At 63.7% G+C, this 19,158-nt stretch carries 17 protein-coding genes; 7 read left to right on the forward strand and 10 right to left on the reverse strand.

What is annotated here, in order from left to right:
• Nucleotides 1–98 precede the first annotated feature (98 nt).
• From IAE36_RS20485 to IAE36_RS20505, 5 genes are all read right to left on the reverse strand, one after another.
• Complete coding sequence (locus tag IAE36_RS20485; protein WP_201214298.1) at nt 99–584, reverse strand: Mpo1 family 2-hydroxy fatty acid dioxygenase; 486 nt, start codon at nt 582–584, stop codon at nt 99–101.
• Nucleotides 585–721: 137 nt separating this feature from the next.
• On the reverse strand, nt 722–1,975 hold the full coding sequence (locus IAE36_RS20490; protein ID WP_201214300.1) for an OprD family porin: 1,254 nt from the start codon (nt 1,973–1,975) through the stop codon (nt 722–724).
• A 236-nt stretch (nt 1,976–2,211) separates the two neighbouring features.
• A complete protein-coding gene (locus IAE36_RS20495) occupies nt 2,212–3,666 on the reverse strand; it encodes an AdeC/AdeK/OprM family multidrug efflux complex outer membrane factor (RefSeq protein WP_201214303.1) in 1,455 nt (484 codons plus the stop codon).
• The gene (gene ttgB / locus IAE36_RS20500) at nt 3,663–6,815 is read right to left on the reverse strand and encodes a multidrug efflux RND transporter permease subunit TtgB (protein ID WP_060482462.1); all 3,153 of its coding nucleotides are present in this window, start codon (nt 6,813–6,815) and stop codon (nt 3,663–3,665) included. The genes IAE36_RS20495 and ttgB overlap by 4 nt, the downstream gene beginning before the upstream one ends.
• 3 nt (nt 6,816–6,818) lie before the next feature.
• Nucleotides 6,819–7,976 carry an efflux RND transporter periplasmic adaptor subunit gene (locus IAE36_RS20505; protein WP_028635106.1) on the reverse strand — a complete coding sequence of 386 codons (1,158 nt, stop codon included), beginning with the start codon at nt 7,974–7,976 and terminating at the stop codon, nt 6,819–6,821.
• A 257-nt stretch (nt 7,977–8,233) separates the two neighbouring features.
• On the opposite strand from IAE36_RS20505, the gene ttgR reads away from it, so the two are divergent.
• Nucleotides 8,234–8,866, forward strand: a complete 633-nt coding sequence (gene ttgR / locus IAE36_RS20510) for an efflux transport transcriptional regulator TtgR (RefSeq protein WP_201164042.1) — start codon at nt 8,234–8,236, stop codon at nt 8,864–8,866.
• Nucleotides 8,867–8,918: 52 nt separating this feature from the next.
• Here ttgR and IAE36_RS20515 read toward each other — a convergent pair whose 3' ends face one another.
• On the reverse strand, nt 8,919–10,370 hold the full coding sequence (locus tag IAE36_RS20515) for an MDR family MFS transporter (protein ID WP_201214306.1): 1,452 nt from the start codon (nt 10,368–10,370) through the stop codon (nt 8,919–8,921).
• A 374-nt stretch (nt 10,371–10,744) separates the two neighbouring features.
• On the opposite strand from IAE36_RS20515, the gene IAE36_RS20520 reads away from it, so the two are divergent.
• The gene (locus tag IAE36_RS20520) at nt 10,745–11,614 is read left to right on the forward strand and encodes an isocitrate lyase/PEP mutase family protein (RefSeq protein WP_028635103.1); all 870 of its coding nucleotides are present in this window, start codon (nt 10,745–10,747) and stop codon (nt 11,612–11,614) included.
• Nucleotides 11,615–11,635: 21 nt separating this feature from the next.
• On the opposite strand, the gene IAE36_RS20525 is transcribed toward IAE36_RS20520, so the two are convergent.
• Nucleotides 11,636–12,541 carry a LysR family transcriptional regulator gene (locus tag IAE36_RS20525; RefSeq protein WP_201214309.1) on the reverse strand — a complete coding sequence of 302 codons (906 nt, stop codon included), beginning with the start codon at nt 12,539–12,541 and terminating at the stop codon, nt 11,636–11,638.
• Nucleotides 12,542–12,645: 104 nt separating this feature from the next.
• On the opposite strand from IAE36_RS20525, the gene IAE36_RS20530 reads away from it, so the two are divergent.
• A complete protein-coding gene (locus IAE36_RS20530; RefSeq protein ID WP_201214312.1) occupies nt 12,646–13,521 on the forward strand; it encodes an MBL fold metallo-hydrolase in 876 nt (291 codons plus the stop codon).
• Between the two features lie 27 nt (nt 13,522–13,548).
• Nucleotides 13,549–14,163: an NAD(P)-dependent oxidoreductase gene (locus IAE36_RS20535; protein WP_201214315.1), complete on the forward strand. Its 615-nt coding sequence runs from the start codon at nt 13,549–13,551 to the stop codon at nt 14,161–14,163.
• Here the strand turns inward: IAE36_RS20535 and IAE36_RS20540 are convergent.
• A complete protein-coding gene (locus IAE36_RS20540) occupies nt 14,139–15,047 on the reverse strand; it encodes a LysR substrate-binding domain-containing protein (RefSeq protein WP_201214316.1) in 909 nt (302 codons plus the stop codon). The two genes, IAE36_RS20535 and IAE36_RS20540, sit on opposite strands and share 25 nt — an antisense overlap.
• A 114-nt stretch (nt 15,048–15,161) precedes the next feature.
• Between IAE36_RS20540 and IAE36_RS20545 the strand changes: the two genes are divergently transcribed.
• Nucleotides 15,162–16,796, forward strand: a complete 1,635-nt coding sequence (locus IAE36_RS20545) for a 5-guanidino-2-oxopentanoate decarboxylase (protein WP_201214317.1) — start codon at nt 15,162–15,164, stop codon at nt 16,794–16,796.
• A 12-nt stretch (nt 16,797–16,808) separates the two neighbouring features.
• Here the strand turns inward: IAE36_RS20545 and IAE36_RS20550 are convergent, their stop codons facing one another.
• On the reverse strand, nt 16,809–17,729 hold the full coding sequence (locus IAE36_RS20550) for an AraC family transcriptional regulator (protein ID WP_201214319.1): 921 nt from the start codon (nt 17,727–17,729) through the stop codon (nt 16,809–16,811).
• A gap of 201 nt (nt 17,730–17,930) precedes the next feature.
• On the opposite strand from IAE36_RS20550, the gene IAE36_RS20555 reads away from it, so the two are divergent.
• Both IAE36_RS20555 and IAE36_RS20560 read left to right on the forward strand, forming a co-directional pair.
• Nucleotides 17,931–18,224: a putative quinol monooxygenase gene (locus IAE36_RS20555; RefSeq protein WP_028635096.1), complete on the forward strand. Its 294-nt coding sequence runs from the start codon at nt 17,931–17,933 to the stop codon at nt 18,222–18,224.
• Between the two features lie 76 nt (nt 18,225–18,300).
• Nucleotides 18,301–18,534 (forward strand): hypothetical protein, encoded by a 234-nt coding sequence (locus IAE36_RS20560; RefSeq protein WP_201214321.1) that lies wholly within the window; start codon nt 18,301–18,303, stop codon nt 18,532–18,534.
• On the opposite strand, the gene IAE36_RS20565 is transcribed toward IAE36_RS20560, so the two are convergent.
• A complete protein-coding gene (locus tag IAE36_RS20565; RefSeq protein ID WP_028635094.1) occupies nt 18,535–19,140 on the reverse strand; it encodes a flavin reductase family protein in 606 nt (201 codons plus the stop codon). It abuts the gene before it with no gap.
• Nucleotides 19,141–19,158: the final 18 nt, after the last annotated feature.

Here is a 19,158-nt window from a genome sequence, read left to right on the forward strand (position 1 = left end):
TAGGAGCGAGCAAAGCTCGCGATGCGCCGCGCGGGCGGCGCTCGATCTCACCGCCGAAAAAACCCTCAAGGCAGGCCCCTGGCGGCCCTCACGCAACCTCAATCCGTATCAATGCTGCGCTTGAGGGATGAACGCAGGCCCAGCATGAACGCCGCTTCAGCCACCACGAACAGCGGGCCGATGATCAGGCCGCTGACGTCATCGACGAATGCCGGTTTACGCCCCTCGTAGTAATGCCCCACGAACTGGATCACCCAACCCACCACGAATGCACCCAGGCCGACCATAAGCCACACTGCGGTAGCCTGCACCGCCAGCGCCTGGCCTACCCACAGGCACAGCCCCAGCAACAGCCCCATCACCAGGCCGAACGGGATATCCAGCCGCAGGTAAAACCAGACAGCAGCCACCACCGCGAGCAGGGCAGGGGACAGCCATACACCGGCTACCTCCCAGCCAGGGCGCGACAGCAGGATGGCCACGGCCAGCACGATCATGGGGATGCCGATGAAATGGGTGGCGATGTTGCGCGGGTCGCGGTGGTAGCTGGCGTACTGGCTCAGGTGCTCGGCGAGGGTTTTCATTGTTGTGCCTCCTGTCGTGCCTGATCGGGATGTTGCTCCCGATATAGCTCAGGATAGCCCCAGGCTCCACCATCATCAGCCAGACGAATGGCGAGCCCGCACCCGGCAAGCGGGGCGGGCCTTGTGCAGCCAAGCGCTTACAGAAGGTTGAGGGGGTAACTCACGATCAGCCGGTTCTCATCGAACGCGTTGGTGCTGAAGTCACGGCGCATGGTGGAGTTTCGCCATTTCAGCGACAGGTCCTTGAAGGTGCCGGCCTGGATCACGTAGGCCAGTTCCGTCTCCCGGGCCCATTCCTTGCCGTCATCTACACGGCCCGCAGTGACGTTGTCACCTTTGATGTAGCGGTTCATCAGGGTCAGCCCCGGTACGCCGACAGTGGCGAAGTTGAAGTCATGGCGAACCTGCCACGAGCGCTCCTTGGCATTGTCGAAGCTTGAGTTGTAGCTGTCGTTGGCCAGGGTGCCGCCGCTGGTGCCGTTGACCCGCATCCAGGCGTTGTCGCCGCTGACCTTCTGCAGGCCGACGTAGAAGGTATGGCCTTGGTAGCGTGCCGAGAGCATGGCCGAGGCGGTGCGGTTGTCCAGCTTGCCGGCCCGCTCGGAGCCATCTTCCTTGCCGATGAAGTAGCCCAGGTTGGCACCCAGGGCCCAGTCGCCCAGCGGCTGGCTGTGCACCAGGTTGAGGTACTGCTGGCGGTAGATGTCCTTGAGCTGGGCATCCCACAGGCCGATCATCGTGCGCTTGTCGTTGAAGGTGTACTCACCACCGGCGAAGTTGAAGCGGTCGGAGGTGATGGCGGCGCGGCCGGTGAGCGACATGTCGTCCATGCTGGCGTCGTTGCGCGGGCTGTTGCCGCGGAACTGCCCGGCGTACAGGGTCAGCCCAGCGATTTCCTTCGAGGTCAGCTGGCCGCCACGGAAGGTCTGGGGCAACGACCGGCCATCGTCCGAGCGCAGAATCGGCAGCACCGGCATCCATTCACCGACTTTCAGTTCGGTCTGGGACAGCTTGGCCTTCAGCGCTACCCCAAGCCTGCCGAAGTCGTCGGCCGGGCGGCCGTCATCGTGCACCGGCAGCAGTTGAGTGTTGGTGGTACCCCTGCCACCGTCGAGCTTGACCGAGTACAGCCCCAGTACATCCACACCGAAGCCGACAGTGCCCTGAGTGAAGCCGGAGCGGGCATCCAGAATGAAGCTTTGCGTCCATTCCTCGGCCTTGCCCTGAGCATGTGCCGGGTCGACGAAATTGCGGTTGATGTAGAAGTTGCGCAGGTTGAGCGTGGCCTTGGCGTCCTCCATGAACCCCCCTTCGGCGGCGTACAGAGGGAAAGCGCAGGACATGGCCAACAGGCCGGGCAGCAGCTGGCGTGCGGGTGGCAAAGTGCTCATGTGTCGTGGATCTCTTGTTTTTATGGGCGAATCGGTGCCTTGCAGGCGCAGGCCGGCTGAGGCGGTCGGTATTCCGTAAACCGGGGCAACGTTGCGTGGGGAAGATGGTGCGGGGTGGTGCGGGGGAGAGGCAATTCGCCGCAGACGGAATGGGGCGATAATCGAACGGAATGTTCCAGTTAGTTAATTGTTGTACGCAAGGGCGGCGGGCGCCACGCCTGCGTACAACAATGGCGTCAGCCTTGGGGCGTTTGCACCGCCGCTTGCTGGTTGGCCTGGCCAGTGCGCTCATACCAACCGCCGCCCAGCGCCTTGTACAGGTTGACCTCGCTGGTCAGCTGCGAAAGGCGGTCACCGATCAGCGCTTGCTGGGCACTGAACAGGTTGCGCTGGGCATCGAGGTAGGTCAGGTTGCTGTCGATGCCGATGCGGTAGCGGCGCTCGGCCAGGCGGTAGTAATCCTGGTTGGCCTGCACCAGGTCGCGTTGCGCCTGCAACTGCTCTTCGAAGGTCTTGCGCGCCGCCAGGCCATCCGAGACTTCCTGGAAGGCGGTCTGGATGGTCTTTTCGTACTTGGCGACGTTGATGTCCTTCTGGATTTTCGAGTAATCCAGGCTGGCCCGGAGGCTGCCGGCGTTGAAGATCGGCAGGTTGATCTGCGGCTGGAACAACCAGGTGCCCGAACCGCCCTTGAACAGCCCACCCATGTCAGGGCTGAGCGTGCCCGCGTTGGCGGTCAGGCTGATGCTCGGGAAGAACGCAGCCCGCGCGGCGCCGATGTTGGCGTTGGCGGCCTTGAGCAGGTGCTCGGCCTCCTGGATGTCCGGGCGCCGCTGCAGCAGGTCCGAAGGCAGGCCAGCCGGCACGTCGGCCAACTGATCGGCATCCAGCTTGAGCGGCTCAGGCAGGTTGTTCGGGATACCGGTGCCCAGCAGCACGGTGAGGCTGTTCACGTCCTGGGCAACCAGGCGCTGGTACTGGGAATACTTCACCCGCGCGCCCTCGACGGCGGTGCGTGCCTGGCTCAGGTCCAGTGCCGATGCCACGCCCACTTCGTTGCTGCGACGCGTGAGGTTGAAGCTTTCCTGGTAGTTTTTGAGGGTGTCCTCAGTCAGCTTGAACAGGGCCTGGTCGGCCTGCCAGGTGTAATAGGCGTTGGCCACGCTGGCCACCAGGCTGATCTGCGTGGAGCGGCGTGCCTGCTCGCTGGACAGGTACGTTTCCAGAGCCTGTTCGGAAAGGCTGCGAACACGGCCGAACAGGTCCAGTTCGTAGGCGCTCACACCCAGCGTGGCCGAGTACTGGCTGGTGATGGCTGACTGACCCGTCTGCGACATGTTGGCCGGCACGCGCTGGCGGTTACCGCTGCCGGTGGCCGAGACCGCAGGGAACAGGTCGGCGCGCTGGATGCGGTATTGCGCACGGTAGGCGTCGATGTTCAGTGCTGCCACACGCAGGTCGCGGTTGTTCACCAGCGCGGTCTGGATCAACTGCTGCAGCGCTGGGTCGTTGAAGAACTGACGCCAGCCTTGCTCGGCGGCGGCGACGTTGGCCGACTGGGTTGGCGAGTACGCCGGACCTTGTGGCCACTGGGCAGCCACCGGCGCTTCCGGGGTTTTGTAATCGGGGATAAGCGAGCAGCCGCCAAGTACGAAAGCGGTCACTGCCAGGGACAACAAAGACTTGGTCATTGCCCAGCCTCATAACGTGGGGTTTCAGGGGTATCGTCCTTTTTCGGCTCTTTGCTGCCGAACAGCGACGACACTGCGACGAAGAATAGCGGTACCCAGAAGATTGCCAGTACGGTGGCGCTGATCATGCCGCCGATCACGCCAGTACCGATGGCGTGCTGGCTGCCGGCCCCGGCGCCGCTGGCGATGGTCAACGGTACCACGCCCAGAATGAACGCCAGCGAGGTCATGATGATCGGGCGCAGACGCATGCGGCAGGCCTCGATGGCTGCGTCATACAGGCTGCGGCCCTGTTCGTGCAGTTCCTTGGCGAACTCGACGATCAGAATGGCGTTTTTCGCCGCCAGACCGATGGTGGTCAACAGGCCCACCAGGAAGTACACGTCGTTGGACAGCCCGCGCAGGCTGGTGGCGATCAGCGCACCGATGATACCCAGCGGTACTACCAGCACGACTGCGATAGGGATCGACCAGCTTTCGTACAGCGCTGCCAGGCACAGGAACACGAACAGTACCGAGAGGGCGAACAAGGCCGGCATCTGCGAACCGGACAGTTTTTCCTCGTAGGACATGCCGGTCCAGGCGAAGCCAACACCACTTGGCAGCTCGCCGGCAATCCGCTCGACCTCGGCCATGGCCTCACCCGTGCTGTAGCCAGGGGCCGGGGCACCGAGGATTTCCATGGCCTCTACACCGTTGTAGCGCGACAGCTTGGGCGAACCGTAGGTCCATTCACCCTTGGCGAACGAGGAGAACGGCACCATTTCGCCTGCGCCATTGCGCACGTACCACTTCTGCAGGTCTTCCGGGCTCATGCGGGCATTCGCCTCACCCTGGATGTACACCTTCTTGACCCGGCCGCGGTCGATGAAGTCGTTGACGTAGCTGGCGCCCAAGGCAATCGACAGGGTGTTGTTGATGTCGGAGATGGTCACGCCCAGGGCGCTGGCACGTTCGTCATCGATGGTCAGCTGGTACTGCGGCTCATCGTTCAGGCCGTTGGGGCGCACGCCGGCGAGGATCTTGCTTTGCGACGCCTTGGCCAGGAACTGGTTGCGCGCCTCCATCAGCTTGGCGTGGCCGACGCCACCACGGTCCTGCAGGAACACGTCGAAGCCGGTGGCGTTACCCAGCTCGAGCACGGCAGGCGGGGCGAAGGCGAACACCATCGCGTCACGGAAGCTGAAGAAGTGCTGCTGGGCACGCTGGGCCAGGCCGAACACGCTGTTTTCGGCCGAACGCTCACCCCACGGCTTGAGCATGATGAACGCCATGCCCGAGCTCTGGCCACGGCCGGCGAAGTTGAAGCCGTTCACGGTGAACACCGACGATACCGTGTCCGCTTCGTCCTTGAGCAGGTACTCGCGCATCTGGTCGACCACCGCCTGGGTGCGCTCCGCACTGGAACCCGCCGGGGTCTGTACCTGGGCAAACAGTACACCCTGGTCTTCTTCAGGCAGGAACGCCGTTGGAATGCGCGTGAACAGCCAGATCATGCCCACCACGATGAGTGCATAGGCCAGCAGGAACGGAATCTTGTTGCGCAGGATGGCGCCCACGCTGCGCTCGTAGCCGTTCACGCTACGGTCGAAGTTGCGGTTGAACCAGCCGAAGAAACCACCTTTGGCCACGTGGTGCTCGCCCTTTTTCAGCGGCTTGAGCATGGTGGCGCACAGGGCCGGGGTGAACACCAGCGCCACCAGCACCGACAGGCCCATGGCCGAGACGATGGTGATGGAGAACTGCCGGTAGATTACCCCGGTGGAGCCGCCGAAGAAGGCCATGGGCAGCAGTACCGCCGACAGCACCAGGGCGATACCCACCAGGGCCCCCTGGATCTGCTCCATCGAGCGCTTGGTCGCCTCCTTGGGCGGCAAGCCTTCTTCGGACATGACCCGCTCGACGTTCTCGACCACGACGATGGCGTCGTCCACCAGCAGGCCGATGGCCAGCACCATGGCGAACATGGTCAGGGTGTTGATGCTGAAGCCCGCTGCGGCAAGGATGCCGAAGGTGCCCAGCAACACCACCGGTACCGTCATGGTGGTGATGATGGTGGCGCGGAAGTTCTGCAGGAACAGGTACATCACCAGGAACACCAGGACCACGGCTTCGATCAGGGTGTGGATAACCCCGCTGATCGATTCGGTGACCACCGGCGTGGTGTCATAGGGGAATACGGCCTTGACCCCCGGCGGGAAGAACGGCTCCAGGTCGGCAATGGTCTGGCGCAGTGCCTTGGCAGTGTCCAGGGCGTTGGCACCGGTGGCCAGCTTGACCGCAAGGCCCGACGCCGGCTTGCCGTTGAACTGGGCACTGACGGCATAGTTTTCACCACCCAGGCCAACGTCTGCGACGTCGCCCAGGCGTACCTGGGAGCCGTCGCTGTTGACCTTGAGCAGAATCTTCTTGAACTGCTCGGCGGTTTGCAGGCGGGTCTTGCCGATGATGGTGGCGTTCAGCTGGGTACCCGGCATGGCCGGCAAGCCGCCAAGCTGGCCGGAGGAAACCTGCACGTTCTGCGCGGCCACGGCGGTTTTAACGTCCACCGGGGTCAGCTGGAACTTGTTCAGCTTGGCCGGATCCAGCCAGATGCGCATGGCGTACTGGGCGCCGAACACCTGGAAGTCGCCCACACCTGCGGTACGCGAGATCGGGTCTTGCATGTTGGAGACGATGTAGTTGGCCAGGTCGTCCTTGGTCATGCTGCCGTCTTCGGACACCAGGCCGATCACCAGCAGGAAGTTCTTCACTGCCTTGGTGACGCGGATACCCTGCTGCTGCACTTCCTGCGGCAACAGGGGCGTGGCCAGGTTCAGCTTGTTCTGAACCTGAACCTGCGCGGTGTCAGCGTTGGTGCCCTGTTCGAAGGTGGCGGTGATGGTCATGCTGCCGTCGGAGTTGCTTTCAGACGACACGTACCGCAGGTTGTCGATACCGTTGAGCTGCTGCTCGATTACCTGCACCACGGTGTCCTGCACGGTCTGCGCCGAGGCGCCCGGGTAGGTCACGGCGATGGCGATGGCCGGTGGCGCAATGCTCGGGTACTGGTTGATCGGCAGCTTCAGGATCGACAGGGCGCCGACCAGCATGATCACCAAGGCGATCACCCAGGCGAAGATCGGGCGATCGATAAAGAACTTCGACATGGTTTACTCCGCTTTGGCGTCTGCTGGCGCTGCGTTGCCCTGTTCAGGGCTACCCGGCTTCTTGACGTTGGTGGCGTCGCTGACCTTGACCTCGACGCCAGGGCGCACGTACTGCAGGCCTTCGGTGATCAGGCGGTCGCCCGGGTTCAGGCCTTCCTCGATCAGCCAGTCGCTGCCAAGGGTACGGTTGGCCTTGAGCTGGCGCAGCTCGACCTTGTTGTCCTTGCCGACCACCAGCGCTGTGGGCGCGCCCTTGAGGTCGCGGGTTACACCCTGCTGCGGGGCGAGGATGGCATTGGCGTTGACGCCGGCCTTGAGCCGCGCGTGCACGAACATGCCTGGCAGCAGCGTGTGGTCAGGGTTGGCGAAGATGGCGCGCAGGGTGACCGAGCCGGTGGTTTCGTCCACTGCCACTTCCGAGAATTCCAGGCGGCCTTCCTGCTTGAACAGGCTGCCGTCCTCCAGCACCAGCTGCACCGAGGCGGCGTTATCGCCGGCCTTCTGCAGTTGGCCGCTTTCAAGGTCACGGCGCAATTTGAGCAGTTCGGCAGTGGACTGGGTGACGTCGACGTAGATCGGGTCCAGTTGCTGGATGGTGGCCATGGCGTTGGTCTGGCCATTGTTCACCAGCGCGCCCTCGGTCACCGCAGAACGGCCGATCCGGCCGCTGATCGGTGCCATGACCTTGGTGTAGCGCAAGTCGATCTGGGCGCTCTTGAGCGACGCTTCTGCCTGCAGGCGCTTGGCATTGGCGTCATCGTATTCCTGCCGGGAAACCGCTTGTTCATCGATCAGCTGCTTGTAGCGATCGGCCAGCGAGCGGGTTGCCTGAAGGTCGGCCTGGGCATTGGCCAGGTTCGCCTCGTACACCGCAGGGTCGATCTGGTACAGCTGCTGGCCCTGCTTCACCTCGCTGCCTTCCTTGAACAGGCGCTTGAGGATGATGCCATTGACCTGCGGGCGCACTTCGGCAACCCGGTAGGCGGTGGTGCGCCCCGGCAGCTCGGTGGTCAAGGTGAAAGCCTGGGGCTGAAGGGTGACGACGCCGACCTGAGGAGCCTGCGCTGCGGGCGCTGACGCTTCTTCTTTCTTGCAGCCACTGAGCAGGGTTGCCAGGGCGACGGCGGAAACCAGAGCGGTAACGGCTGGCTTGAATTGCATGAGTATCCTCGGGGCGCTGGAGCAGGGAGACGCTCAAGAGTAGTGGAAGAGTCTTGATCCGGATAACAGGTTACCCGGTGGATAAATAGCTTGCTAAGGAATATACTTACATTCATGGTTGTTTGTAAATACCGCTGAGTTGTACTCCGTTACCACTACAGCCCTTGATTAGCTTGATCCGTGAGGCCCCCAGCAGAGGTGCCCCGGAGCTTTCCCGCACGCAGTCTCACGTGCGGGCCAGATGAGGTTGTACTGCCATGGTCCGTAGAACCAAAGAGGAAGCCCAGGAAACTCGCGCCCAGATCATCGAGGCAGCGGAAAAGGCTTTCTACAAGCGCGGGGTCGCGCGAACCACCCTGGCCGACATCGCCGAACTGGCGGGTGTGACGCGCGGGGCGATCTACTGGCACTTCAATAATAAAGCCGAACTGGTGCAGGCGTTGCTCGATAGCCTGCACGAAACCCATGACCACCTTGCACGCGCCAGTGAGAGCGAAGACGAGATGGACCCGCTCGACTGCATGCGCAAGCTGTTGCTGCAGGTGTTCAACGAGCTGGTGCTCGACGCCAGAACCCGGCGTATCAATGAGATTCTGCATCACAAGTGCGAGTTCACCGATGATATGTGCGAAATCCGCCAGCAGCGCCAGGCGGCGGTACTGGATTGCCATAAAGGCATCACCCTGGCCCTTGCCAATGCCGTGCGCCGTGGCCAACTGCCCGAAGGGTTGGACGTGGAGCGCGGGGCGGCGGCGATGTTTTCTTACATCGACGGCCTGATCCGGCGCTGGCTGCTGCTACCCGAAAGCGTGGACTTGCTTGGCGACGGTGAAAAATGGGTTGATGCCGGGCTGGATATGCTGCGCTTGAGCCCGGCGATGCGCAAATAACACTTTGTTAAGGTTTGTGAGGGCATATTTCCCCCTGCTCTCGTGATGGCTGCTAGTGACCGCGTAATTGACGGTCCGGCAGCGCCACCGCTACCAGCACCCCCACCAGGCCGACGACTGCGCTGCCCATCAACAGGTGGCGGAATGTGGTCAGCAAGCGTGCCGGGGTGTGCGGGTCTACCTGACCGGCCTTGAGGCTGCCCAGCAGCGGATTGTCCAGCAGTGCGAAACCGCCCTGGTGCAACAGGGCGAGCAGCAGGCTGGACATGCACGCCACACCCATGGCGCCCCCAAGCGAGCGGAACAGGTTGGTGGTGCTGGTGGCCACGCCGATGTCCCGAATATCCACCGCGCTTTGCGTACCCACCAGCGAAGTCGGAAATTGCAGCCCGCAGGCGATACCGGTGATCAGCATGAACAGCGCACTCAACAGCCCCGCCTGGGGTGGGGTCAGCGCCATGGCGAAGATGGCGCACGGCATCATCAGTGCGCCGGCAAGAATCTGCGGCTTGTAGCGCCCAGTCAGGGAGGTCAGGCGCCCGCCGGTAAATGCACCGATGGGCAAGCCCATGGCCAGGGGCAGCAGGTGCAGGGCCGCACTGTCGGCGCCACTGCCGGTGATGCCCTGGTAGCGCAGGGGCATGAGCATGGTCAGTGAAATGGACTGGAAGCTGGCGAAGAAGATCACCGCCCAGCACAGCACCGCCACCCGGTTGCCGAACAGCGCCAGGGGCAGCAATGGCTCGGCGCAGCGGCGCTCATGGGCTATGAACAGGGCCAGGCCCATTACCGCGCAGGCGAACAGGACCAGCACGGCGGGGTCGGCCCAGGCGTGGCCTTGCCCCACCAGGGTTATGCCCAGCAACAGGCTGCCCAGGCCGAGGATCAGCAGCACGGCGCCCAGGTAGTCCACCTGAGCCTGGCGGTGCTGCACCGGCATGCCAGCCAGTGCCCGCTGGATCGCCCAGAGCGCCACCGCCCCCAGCGGCAGGTTGATCCAGAACACCCAGCGCCATGACAGGTATTCGGTCAGCCAGCCGCCCAGCACTGGCCCGGCGACGCTGGCGACCGCGTACATGCTGCTGAAATACCCCTGGTAGCGGCCACGCTCGCGCGGTGGCACGAAGTCGCCGATGATCGCCTGGCTTACCGACACCATGCCGCCGGCGCCAACCCCTTGCAGTACCCTGGCCAGTACCAGTTGCTGCATGTCCTGGGCCAGGGCGCAGGCGATCGAGGCCAGGGTGAACAGGCTGATGCCGGTCAGAATCATGCGCCTGCGCCCGTACAGGTCTCCGAGCTTGCCATAGATCGGCACCGCGACGGTCATCGCCACCATGTACCCCGAGATGACCCAGGCCAGCAGGCCGACGTCGTCGAACTGGGCAGAGATGGCCGGGAGCGACACGGCCACGATGGTCTGGTCCAGTGCGCCCAGGAAAATGGCCAGCATCAGGGCAGTGAGCACGTTGCGCAAAGCGGTAGGGGGCAGGGCGGCGGTCACGAATTTACCTTGTCTGTCGATGGCAGGCTTCGACACGCAGTGGTGCGTTGAAGGACGCTGAATTGTAACCCGACTTAGGTAGCTTCCTATGTACTATCAGCATCGCCTATGCAAGATCGGCATTGGCGCATTCATCCAGTGCACCATGGCCGCGTGATATCGTTGGTATGCCAGAAGCCCCAGAGGCCGCGTATTGCACCAGCTTGGTGCGTTATTGCAGGTCACCGCCGAGGCCCCTGGCTCCCGCACCTATTATTCCTCTGCCTGCATGTCGAACATGGCCTTGCGCTGATGGCAAGGTTCGATACAGGTCAGGCAAACCCGATTCAGGGGTCTGTAGTTACCGTTCAAATTTCTTCAATAGTGGAGTGATCATGCCCAAGGCTTCCCATCAAGATCTGCGTTTTGCCTTCCGCGAGCTGCTCGCTTCAGGTTCTTGCTACCACACCGCTTCGGTGTTCGACCCCATGTCGGCGCGCATCGCCTCGGACCTGGGCTTCGAGGTGGGCATTCTGGGTGGTTCGGTTGCCTCGCTGCAGGTGCTGGCTGCACCTGACTTTGCCCTGATCACCCTGAGCGAATTCGTCGAGCAGGCCACCCGCATTGGCCGGGTGGCGCAGCTGCCGGTACTGGCCGACGCGGACCACGGCTATGGCAACGCGTTGAATGTGATGCGTACCGTGATCGAGCTGGAGCGGGCAGGGGTTGCCGCGCTCACCATCGAGGACACGCTGCTGCCCGCGCAGTTCGGGCGCAAATCCACCGACCTGATTTCGGTCGAAGAAGGGGTGGGCAAAATTCGTGCGGCCGTGGAGGCGCGCGTTGACGCGTCGCTGTCGATCATCGCCCGCACCAATGCCGGGGTGCTCAGCACTGAAGAAATCATCGTGCGTACCCAGAGCTACCAGAAGGCCGGTGCCGATGGCATCTGCATGGTGGGGGTAAAGGACTTCGAACAGCTGGAGCAGATTGCCAGCCACCTGACGGTGCCGCTGATGCTGGTCACCTACGGCAACCCCAACCTGCGCGATGACGAGCGCTTGGCCCGCCTGGGCGTGCGCATCGTGGTCGATGGCCATGCCGCTTACTTTGCGTCGATCAAGGCCACCTACGACTGCCTGCGCCTGCAGCGCGGCCAGCAGAACAAATCGGAAAACCTCAGCGCCACAGAGCTCTCTCACACCTATACCCAGCCTGAGGACTACATCCGCTGGGCCAAGGAGTACATGAGCGTAGAGGAGTGACCTTGCCCCGCCGGCGCGGGGTCAGAGGCCTACGTCCCACGCCGGCTCGTCCTTGAAGCGCTGCGCAAGAAAATCCAGCATGCTGCGCAGCGTTGCGGGCATGTGCTTGCGCGAGGTGTAGACCGCATTCAGGCTCAGCTCCCGTGGCTTGGCCTTGGGTACCAGCCGAATCAGCTGCCCGTTGCGCAAGGCATCGGCAGCCTGATAGGTGGGCAGCATGGCAATGCCTGCGCCGGCAAGTGTGGCCTTCTGCAGCGTCATTGCCTCGTTCGCGCTGATATTGCCTGACACGGGTATGGCCACCTGCTGCCCGCCCTCCTCGAAATGCCACAGGCCATGGCCGAAGTAGGCATGGGTGAGGCAGTTGTGGCGGGTAAGCTCTTCGACGCGCTGGGGCGTGCCGTGCTCACTGAGGTAGGACGGTGCGGCGCAGATCACCGACCGGCACACGCTGAGCCTGCGGGCAATCAGGTTGGGGTCCAGATCATTGCTGGTGCGTATCGCCAGGTCGATGCGTTCGTCCACCAGGTTGACGGTGCGGTCGAGCATCTGCAATTCCACGTTCACCCCTGGGTAGCGGCGCACGTAATCGGCCACTGCATCGGCCAGCTGAGCCTGGCCAAACGACGTGCTCACGCTGATGCGCAGCGCACCGCGTGGCGCGTCATCCGGCTGCTGCACGGCGCTTTGCAGGTCTGTGGCCATGTCCAGCATCTGCCGGCAGCGTGGCAGCACCTCTTCGCCGGCGGTGGTGAGGCTCAGCTTGCGCGTGGTGCGCTGCATGAGCCGCGCGCCCACCCAGGCTTCCAGCTCTGCCAGGTAGCGTGACACCACAGGCCGCGACAGTTGCAGATGATCGGCCGCCGCTGATTGGCTACCCAGGTCGACCACGGTGACAAAAACGCGCATTGCGGTAAGGCGGTCCATGATTTGCTCGATTCCAGAAACAAACTATGTCGCAGGATCGCATTTTTTGTACTGGTTCCGGCAACTATGCTGTGGGGCATTGCCAATCTGAAAGGTTTCCCCCCATGCCTCTTCTCAAACCCTTACGCGTGATGCTTGTGGCCTGCCTGGCGTTGGCCGGGCAGGCACTGGCTGCAGCCCCTTTGCAGTTGGACGTCTACAACCCCGGGGAGCAGGCCATCTTCCCGGTGAGCTCGGTCATCGTCAGCGGCGAGCACGATGCCGTGCTGGTCGACGCCCAGTTCGGCAAGGCCCAGGCCGAGCAACTGGTGCAACGCCTGCGCACGGGGGGCAAGCGCCTGACCGCCATCTACATCAGCCATGGCGACCCCGACTACTACTTTGGCCTCGACACGCTGACCCGGGCCTTCCCGCAGGCCAAAGTGCTGGCATCGGCGCCGACCGTGGCGCATATCCGCCAGACCATGGCTGCCAAGCTGGCCTACTGGGGGCCACAAATGGGCGCGGACAAACCTGCAAAGCTGATCGTGCCGCAGGTGCTGGCAGGTGATCGCCTGATGCTGGAAGGCCAGGCCCTGGAAGTGCGCGGCCTGGGCGGGCCGCAACCGGACCGCAGTTACGTCTGGATACCTTCGATCAAGGCCGTGGTGGGCGGGGTGGTGGTGTCTGAAAACATCTATGTGTGGATGGCCGATACCCAATCGGCGCAGTCCCACCAGGCCTGGCTGGCCACCCTGGCCGCTATCGAGGCGCTGGCGCCCGAAACGGTTGTGCCCGGCCACTACCTGGGCACCGGCAGCCGGTCACTGGCAGCTGTGCGCTTCACGGCAGGCTACATACGTGACTTCGATGCCGAAACGGCCAAGGCCCACGATGCTGCGCAACTGATCGACGCCATGAAACAGCGTTACCCGGGGCTGGCCGACGAGAGTTCGCTGGCGCTCAGTGCCAAGGTCGCCAAAGGCGAGATGAAGTGGTAACCCGAACTTACTGAAGGAGCATGACCCATGAGCAACATTGCAATCATCGGTGCGACTGGCCGTGCCGGCAGCCAGTTGGTGGCGGAAGCCTTGCGCCGTGGCCACAGTGTGTTGGCCATCGCGCGAAACCCATCGGCCTTGCAGGGCCGTGAAGGGGTCACGGTGCAGGCGCTGGACGTGAACGACAGTGCTGCGTTGCAGGCAGCGCTGACGGGCGTGGACGCGGTGCTCAGCGCTGCACACTTTGCCAGTATCGAACCCGAGGCCATCATTCAGCCGGTCAAGCGCGCAGGTGTGAAGCGGCTGTTGGTGGTCGGTGGCGCCGGTAGCCTGCTGTTGCCTTCCGGGCAGCGGGTAATCGACAGCCCGGATTTCCCGGAAGCCTACAAGGCCGAGGCCAGTGGTGGGGTGCGGTTTCTTGAGGCGTTGCAGCAGGAAACCGACCTTGACTGGACCTTTCTGTCGCCCTCGGCCGAGTTCGTCGAAGGCGAACGTAGCGGGCACTACGTGCTCGGCAAGGACCACTTGCTGATCGCGGCCGACGGCAAAAGCTGGATTACCTTTGCCGATTATGCAATTGCCTTGCTCGATGAACTGGACACCCCCCGGCATTCGCGTCAGCGCTTCACGGCCGGGTATTGATCCGCAGGGTCAGTGCTGGCACAGGCCTGCAGCCACGCCAGCAACTCGACCAACCCAGGTGCCAGGCCCTTGGCTTGGCTGACCAGGTAGTAGCCCTTGCCGGTCCTCACCCTCAAGGCGAACGGCGTACACAGGCGCCCTGCGCGCAGGTCTTCGCCGATCAGCGCCCAGTCACCGATGGCAACGCCCGTGCCTTGCGCAGCCATGGCCATGGCCATGTCCAGCGTCTCGAAATGCTGTTTGTGCCCTCGACCGCTCAGGGTCAGCCCGGCGGCCTGCAGCCAGGTATGCCAGTCCCGCTCGTCCCGCGACGGATGCAGCAGCATGTGCTGGCCCAGGTCCTGGGGCTGCAACAAAGGGGGTAGGCCTTCGCGTAGCGACGGCGCGCAGACCGGGGTGAGTTGCTCATCGAACAGCTTGTACGCCCGCAGCCCCTGGGGCGGTGCAGCGCCATAGACCACAGCGGCATCGAAGCCTTCCCGGTGCAGGTCCACGCCATGCTGCACGGTGGTGGTCAGTTCCACCGGCACCTCCGGGCGCAGGGCCTGCCATTGCATCAGGCGCGGCAGCAGCCAGCGCATCACACAGGTCGGCGCCTTGAGTTGCAGGGTGCTGCTGTGCCCACCCACCTCACGCACACCCTGCTCGATGAGGGTAAACACCTGCTGTACCCGAGGCAGCCAGTCGAGGCCTTCGCGGGTCAGGCTCAGGCCTCTGGCCTGGCGCTGGAACAGCGGGTAACCCAGGTGTGCTTCCAGGGCCGCGATCTGGCGGCTCACAGCCCCTTGGGTGATATGCAGCTGCTGGCCAGCGCGGGTGAAATTGCAATGCTGGGCAGTGACCAGAAACGTGTGCAGTGCAGGCAGGGGAGGTAAGCGATTCATTGGAAGCAGCCATGATTTCAGGACATGGCAAGTATGTGTATTTTTGCATTGTGCGGGTAGGCCATCGTTGCGTCCAATAAGCCCTTGTCCGATGCATGAACAGGGTGGAAGCGCATGACAACTTGTGGCGAAGTGTTGGTGAAGTGGCTTGAGGCTTATGGCGTGGACCATGTCTTCGGCATTCCTGGTGTGCATACCGTCGAGCTGTACCGTGGCCTGGCGGGTGCTGCCATTACGCACATTACGCCACGCCATGAGCAAGGCGCAGGCTTCATGGCCGACGGGTATGCCCGTACCCGGGGTCAACCTGGGGTGTGTTTCATCATCACCGGGCCAGGCATGACCAATATCACCACCGCCATGGGCCAGGCCTATGCGGACTCCATCCCGATGCTGGTCATTTCCAGTGTGCAGGCCCGCAACCAACTGGGCGGTGGCCGTGGCAAGCTGCACGAGTTGCCCGATCAGGGCGCACTGGTCGCGGGCGTGGCGGCGTTTTCCCACACCTTGATGAGCGCGGGCGAGCTGCCCGCGGTACTGGCGCGGGCGTTTGCGGTGTTCGAGGGCGCCCGGCCACGGCCTGTTCACATCGAGATCCCCCTGGACGTGCTGGTGGAGCCTGCCGACCACTTGCTGCCGGCAAGGCCTGTGCGTACCCACAGGGCGGGGCCTGCACCACAGCCCTTGAGCCAGATGGCCGAACGCCTGGCAGTGGCCAAGCGGCCGCTGCTGCTGGTAGGGGGCGGTGCCCTGGCGGCCAGTGAGGCGCTGGTGCAGTTGGCCGAGCATCTGCAGGCGCCCGTGGCCTTGACCATCAACGCCAAGGGCCTGTTACCTGCGGCCCATCCGCTGCTGATCGGTTCGACACAGTCGCTGCAGGCGACCCGTGCACTGGTGGCGGAGGCCGATGTAGTGCTTGCCATTGGCACCGAGCTTGGCGAAACCGATTACGACGTGACCTTCCAGGGTGGCTTCGAAATCCCAGGCAGTCTGCTGCGCATTGATATCGACCCTGACCAGACCGTGCGTAACTACGTGCCAGCGCTTGCGCTGGTGGCAGACGCCAGGTTGGCCTTGGAGGGGCTGCTCGCTGCCCTGCGTGGCCGGCAGCCTGTGTACCAGGCGGGGTGGGGTGTTGACCGGGTGGCGGCACTGCGCCTGGCCGTGGCTCGGCAATGGGACCAGGCTACCTTGAGCCAGACGCGCTTGCTGACAGCCACGCTGCAAAGCTTGCCGGACGCCATTCTGGTGGGCGATTCGACCCAGCCGGTGTACGCCGGCAATTTCACCTTGGACATGGACCGACCGCGGCGCTGGTTCAATGCATCGACCGGCTACGGCACCCTGGGTTATGCACTGCCTGCCGCGATGGGGGCGTGGCTGGGTAGTGCGGTCAAAAGCCAAGACCGCGCGCCAGCGGTGTGCCTGATTGGCGACGGCGGGTTGCAGTTCACCTTGCCGGAGCTGGCCAGTGCGGTGCAGGCGCAGGTGCCCCTGATCGTGCTGTTGTGGAATAACCAGGGCTATGAAGAGATCAAGAAGTACATGGTCAACCGGGCCATCGAGCCGGTCGGGGTAGACATTCATACCCCCGACTTCGTCGCCGTGGCTCAGGCGCTGGGTGCGGCGGCTGAACACGTGGCCGATGTGTCGCAATTGCACACAGCGCTGGCCCAGGCGGCCCGACGCAGCGGCCCGACGCTGCTGCACATCGACCAACAGCAGTGGCAGCAGGTTGTGCCAGGCTGAAGGCCGGCGTGCCTAGCCGGCACTGGAGCGCAGGCGTGCCACGTCGCGGATCGGTGGCGCGCCATACAACCGGCTGTATTCGCGGCTGAACTGCGAGGGGCTTTCATAACCCACCCGATAGGCCGCCACGGCGGCTTCCAGCCCGTCATTGAGCATGAGCCTGCGGGCCTCCTGCAGGCGCAGCTGCTTCTGGTACTGCAGCGGGCTCATGGAGGTCACTGCCTTGAAGCGGTGGTGCAAGGTGGAGGTGCTGAGGTTGACCACGCGGGCCAGGTCCTCGATGCGCAGCGGCAGCTGGAAGTTTTCATTGAGCCAGCTGATTGCCTGGCACACCCGGTGGGTCTGGCTGTTGGCCAGGGCGATTTCGTACAGCCGATAGCCTTGGGGCCCGCGCAGTAAACGGTAGAGGATTTCCCGCCGAAACAGCGGCGCCAGCATGCCGATGTCCCGAGGGCTGTCCAACAGGCGGATCAGCCGCAGCAAGGCATCGAGCAATGCGGCGTCGGTCTTTTCCACGTACAAACCCCGCCCCGAAGGCCGGTTAGGCACCAGCATCGGCCCGCTTTCGGCGATCAGCTGGCTGATCTCGGCAGGGTCCAGGTCCATGCGCAGGCCCAGGCTGGGGTTCTGCGGGCTGGCATCGAGCTTTACCGCACTGAGCGGCAAGGTCACCGACACCACCATGTAGTGCAGCGGGTCGTAGGCATATTGCTCGTCGCCCAGAAACAGGCTTTTGCTGCCTTGCGCCAGGATGCACAGCGCAGGTTGGGCCAGCGTGGGCACCGAGCGTACGTTCTCGGTGTAGCGCACCAGGTACAGGTTGTCGATGGCCGAGGCGGGCCCGTGGGGATCGCCGGCATGGCGGCCGATCAGCGCGGCCAGCTCCTGGCGATGGGTTTCCAGATGCGGGTCTAGGGGCGGGGCGGTGGTCATGGTGGCATTCCTCTGCTGACCGACGCAGCATAGGTTTGGGCAACACATGAAGCTAGTCGAATACTGCACGCCGATTGCCTGATCCTGCAGCGCGGCAGGATCAGGCAATCGGCGTGCAGTATTGGCCTAACGTGAACAGTGGGCGGCGCTCTAACCTTGCCAGCCTGGCTTACCCGACCGCCGCTTCAGGGAGATGGTGCAATGACGCTCAAACAACCGGTCACCCACCTTGCTTTCATCCGCGCCAGTAACGGCCGCTCGGCCGAGCTGGGCGCCCGCTTGCGTGACTTGCTCGAACCTTCGCTGGGCGCCCCGGGTTGCCTGAGCTTTACCGTGCAGCGCTCCCAGGCCGATGCCGACCTGTGGTTGCTCAGCGGCAGCTGGCAGGACCAGCAGGCGATGAACGGCTACTTCGCCTCGCCTACGCTGCAGGTGTTCGGCGAGCTGGTGCAGGCCGAAGTGGTCAGCAGCCTCGACCTGCACACCTTTGGCTGACCGATGGCACGCGGCAGCCGCGTTGCCGGGCTGCTTGGCGTAACATGACGGCTCTTTCAACCACGCGGAAAGCACTATGGCACGTAGGGAGTTTGCACAGTTCGAGGCAGTTTCGGCGATGGTGCCGGTGGACGGCGGGGGCTACCACGCGGCCATCGCGGTGAAGGCGCTGGGCATGGGCGGCGCACCGCGCTTCCACAAGGTGCTGGAGGGGCAGGTGTTCAAGGGCGCCGTGGCTGCCGATGAAGCGGCCACGGCCGAGTTGGAGCGCCTGCAAGGTGTGAGCGAAGCAGGCGAGCTGATCTGGTGATCAGGCCTGCGGCCTGGCCATCTTGAACAGGTTGCCCAGTTCGAAATAGTCCGCCGGGCCGCCGCCACGCAGGATGGGTTCGGCGGCAGCGGTGTCGTAGATGCCGTCCTTGAGCAGGTGCTCGGCAATATGCACGGCCACCACCTCGCCCAGGATCAGCCAGCTGGGCACCGGCTGCTGGTCCGCACGCTGCAGTTGCACGATCTGGGTTACCTTGCACTCGAAGGCCACCGGCGTTTCGCCTACCCGCGGCACCTTGACGATGCGCGACGGGGCGGCCGTGAGCCCGCTCAGTTCGAACTCGTTCACTTCCGGCAGTACTGCCGCGCAGCTCTGGTTCATCTGCTCGGCCAACGGCCGGGTTGCCAGGTTCCAGACAAACTCACCAGTCTGCTCAATGTTGTTCAGGCTGTCTTTGCGCCCCACGCTACAGAAACCGATGATCGGCGGGATGTAGTTGAAGGCATTGAAGAAGCTGTAGGGCGCCAGGTTCAGGCGGCCCTGGCGGTCCTGGGAGGAGATCCAGCCGATCGGGCGGGGGCCAACGATGGCGTTGAAGGGGTCATGCGGCAGGCCGTGGCCTTGTGCGGGTTCGTAGTAGTACATCGGTGCTGGGCTTGCCGG

Source organism: Pseudomonas sp. S36 (genome assembly GCF_016647875.1).
Lineage (GTDB): Bacteria > Pseudomonadota > Gammaproteobacteria > Pseudomonadales > Pseudomonadaceae > Aquipseudomonas > Aquipseudomonas parafulva.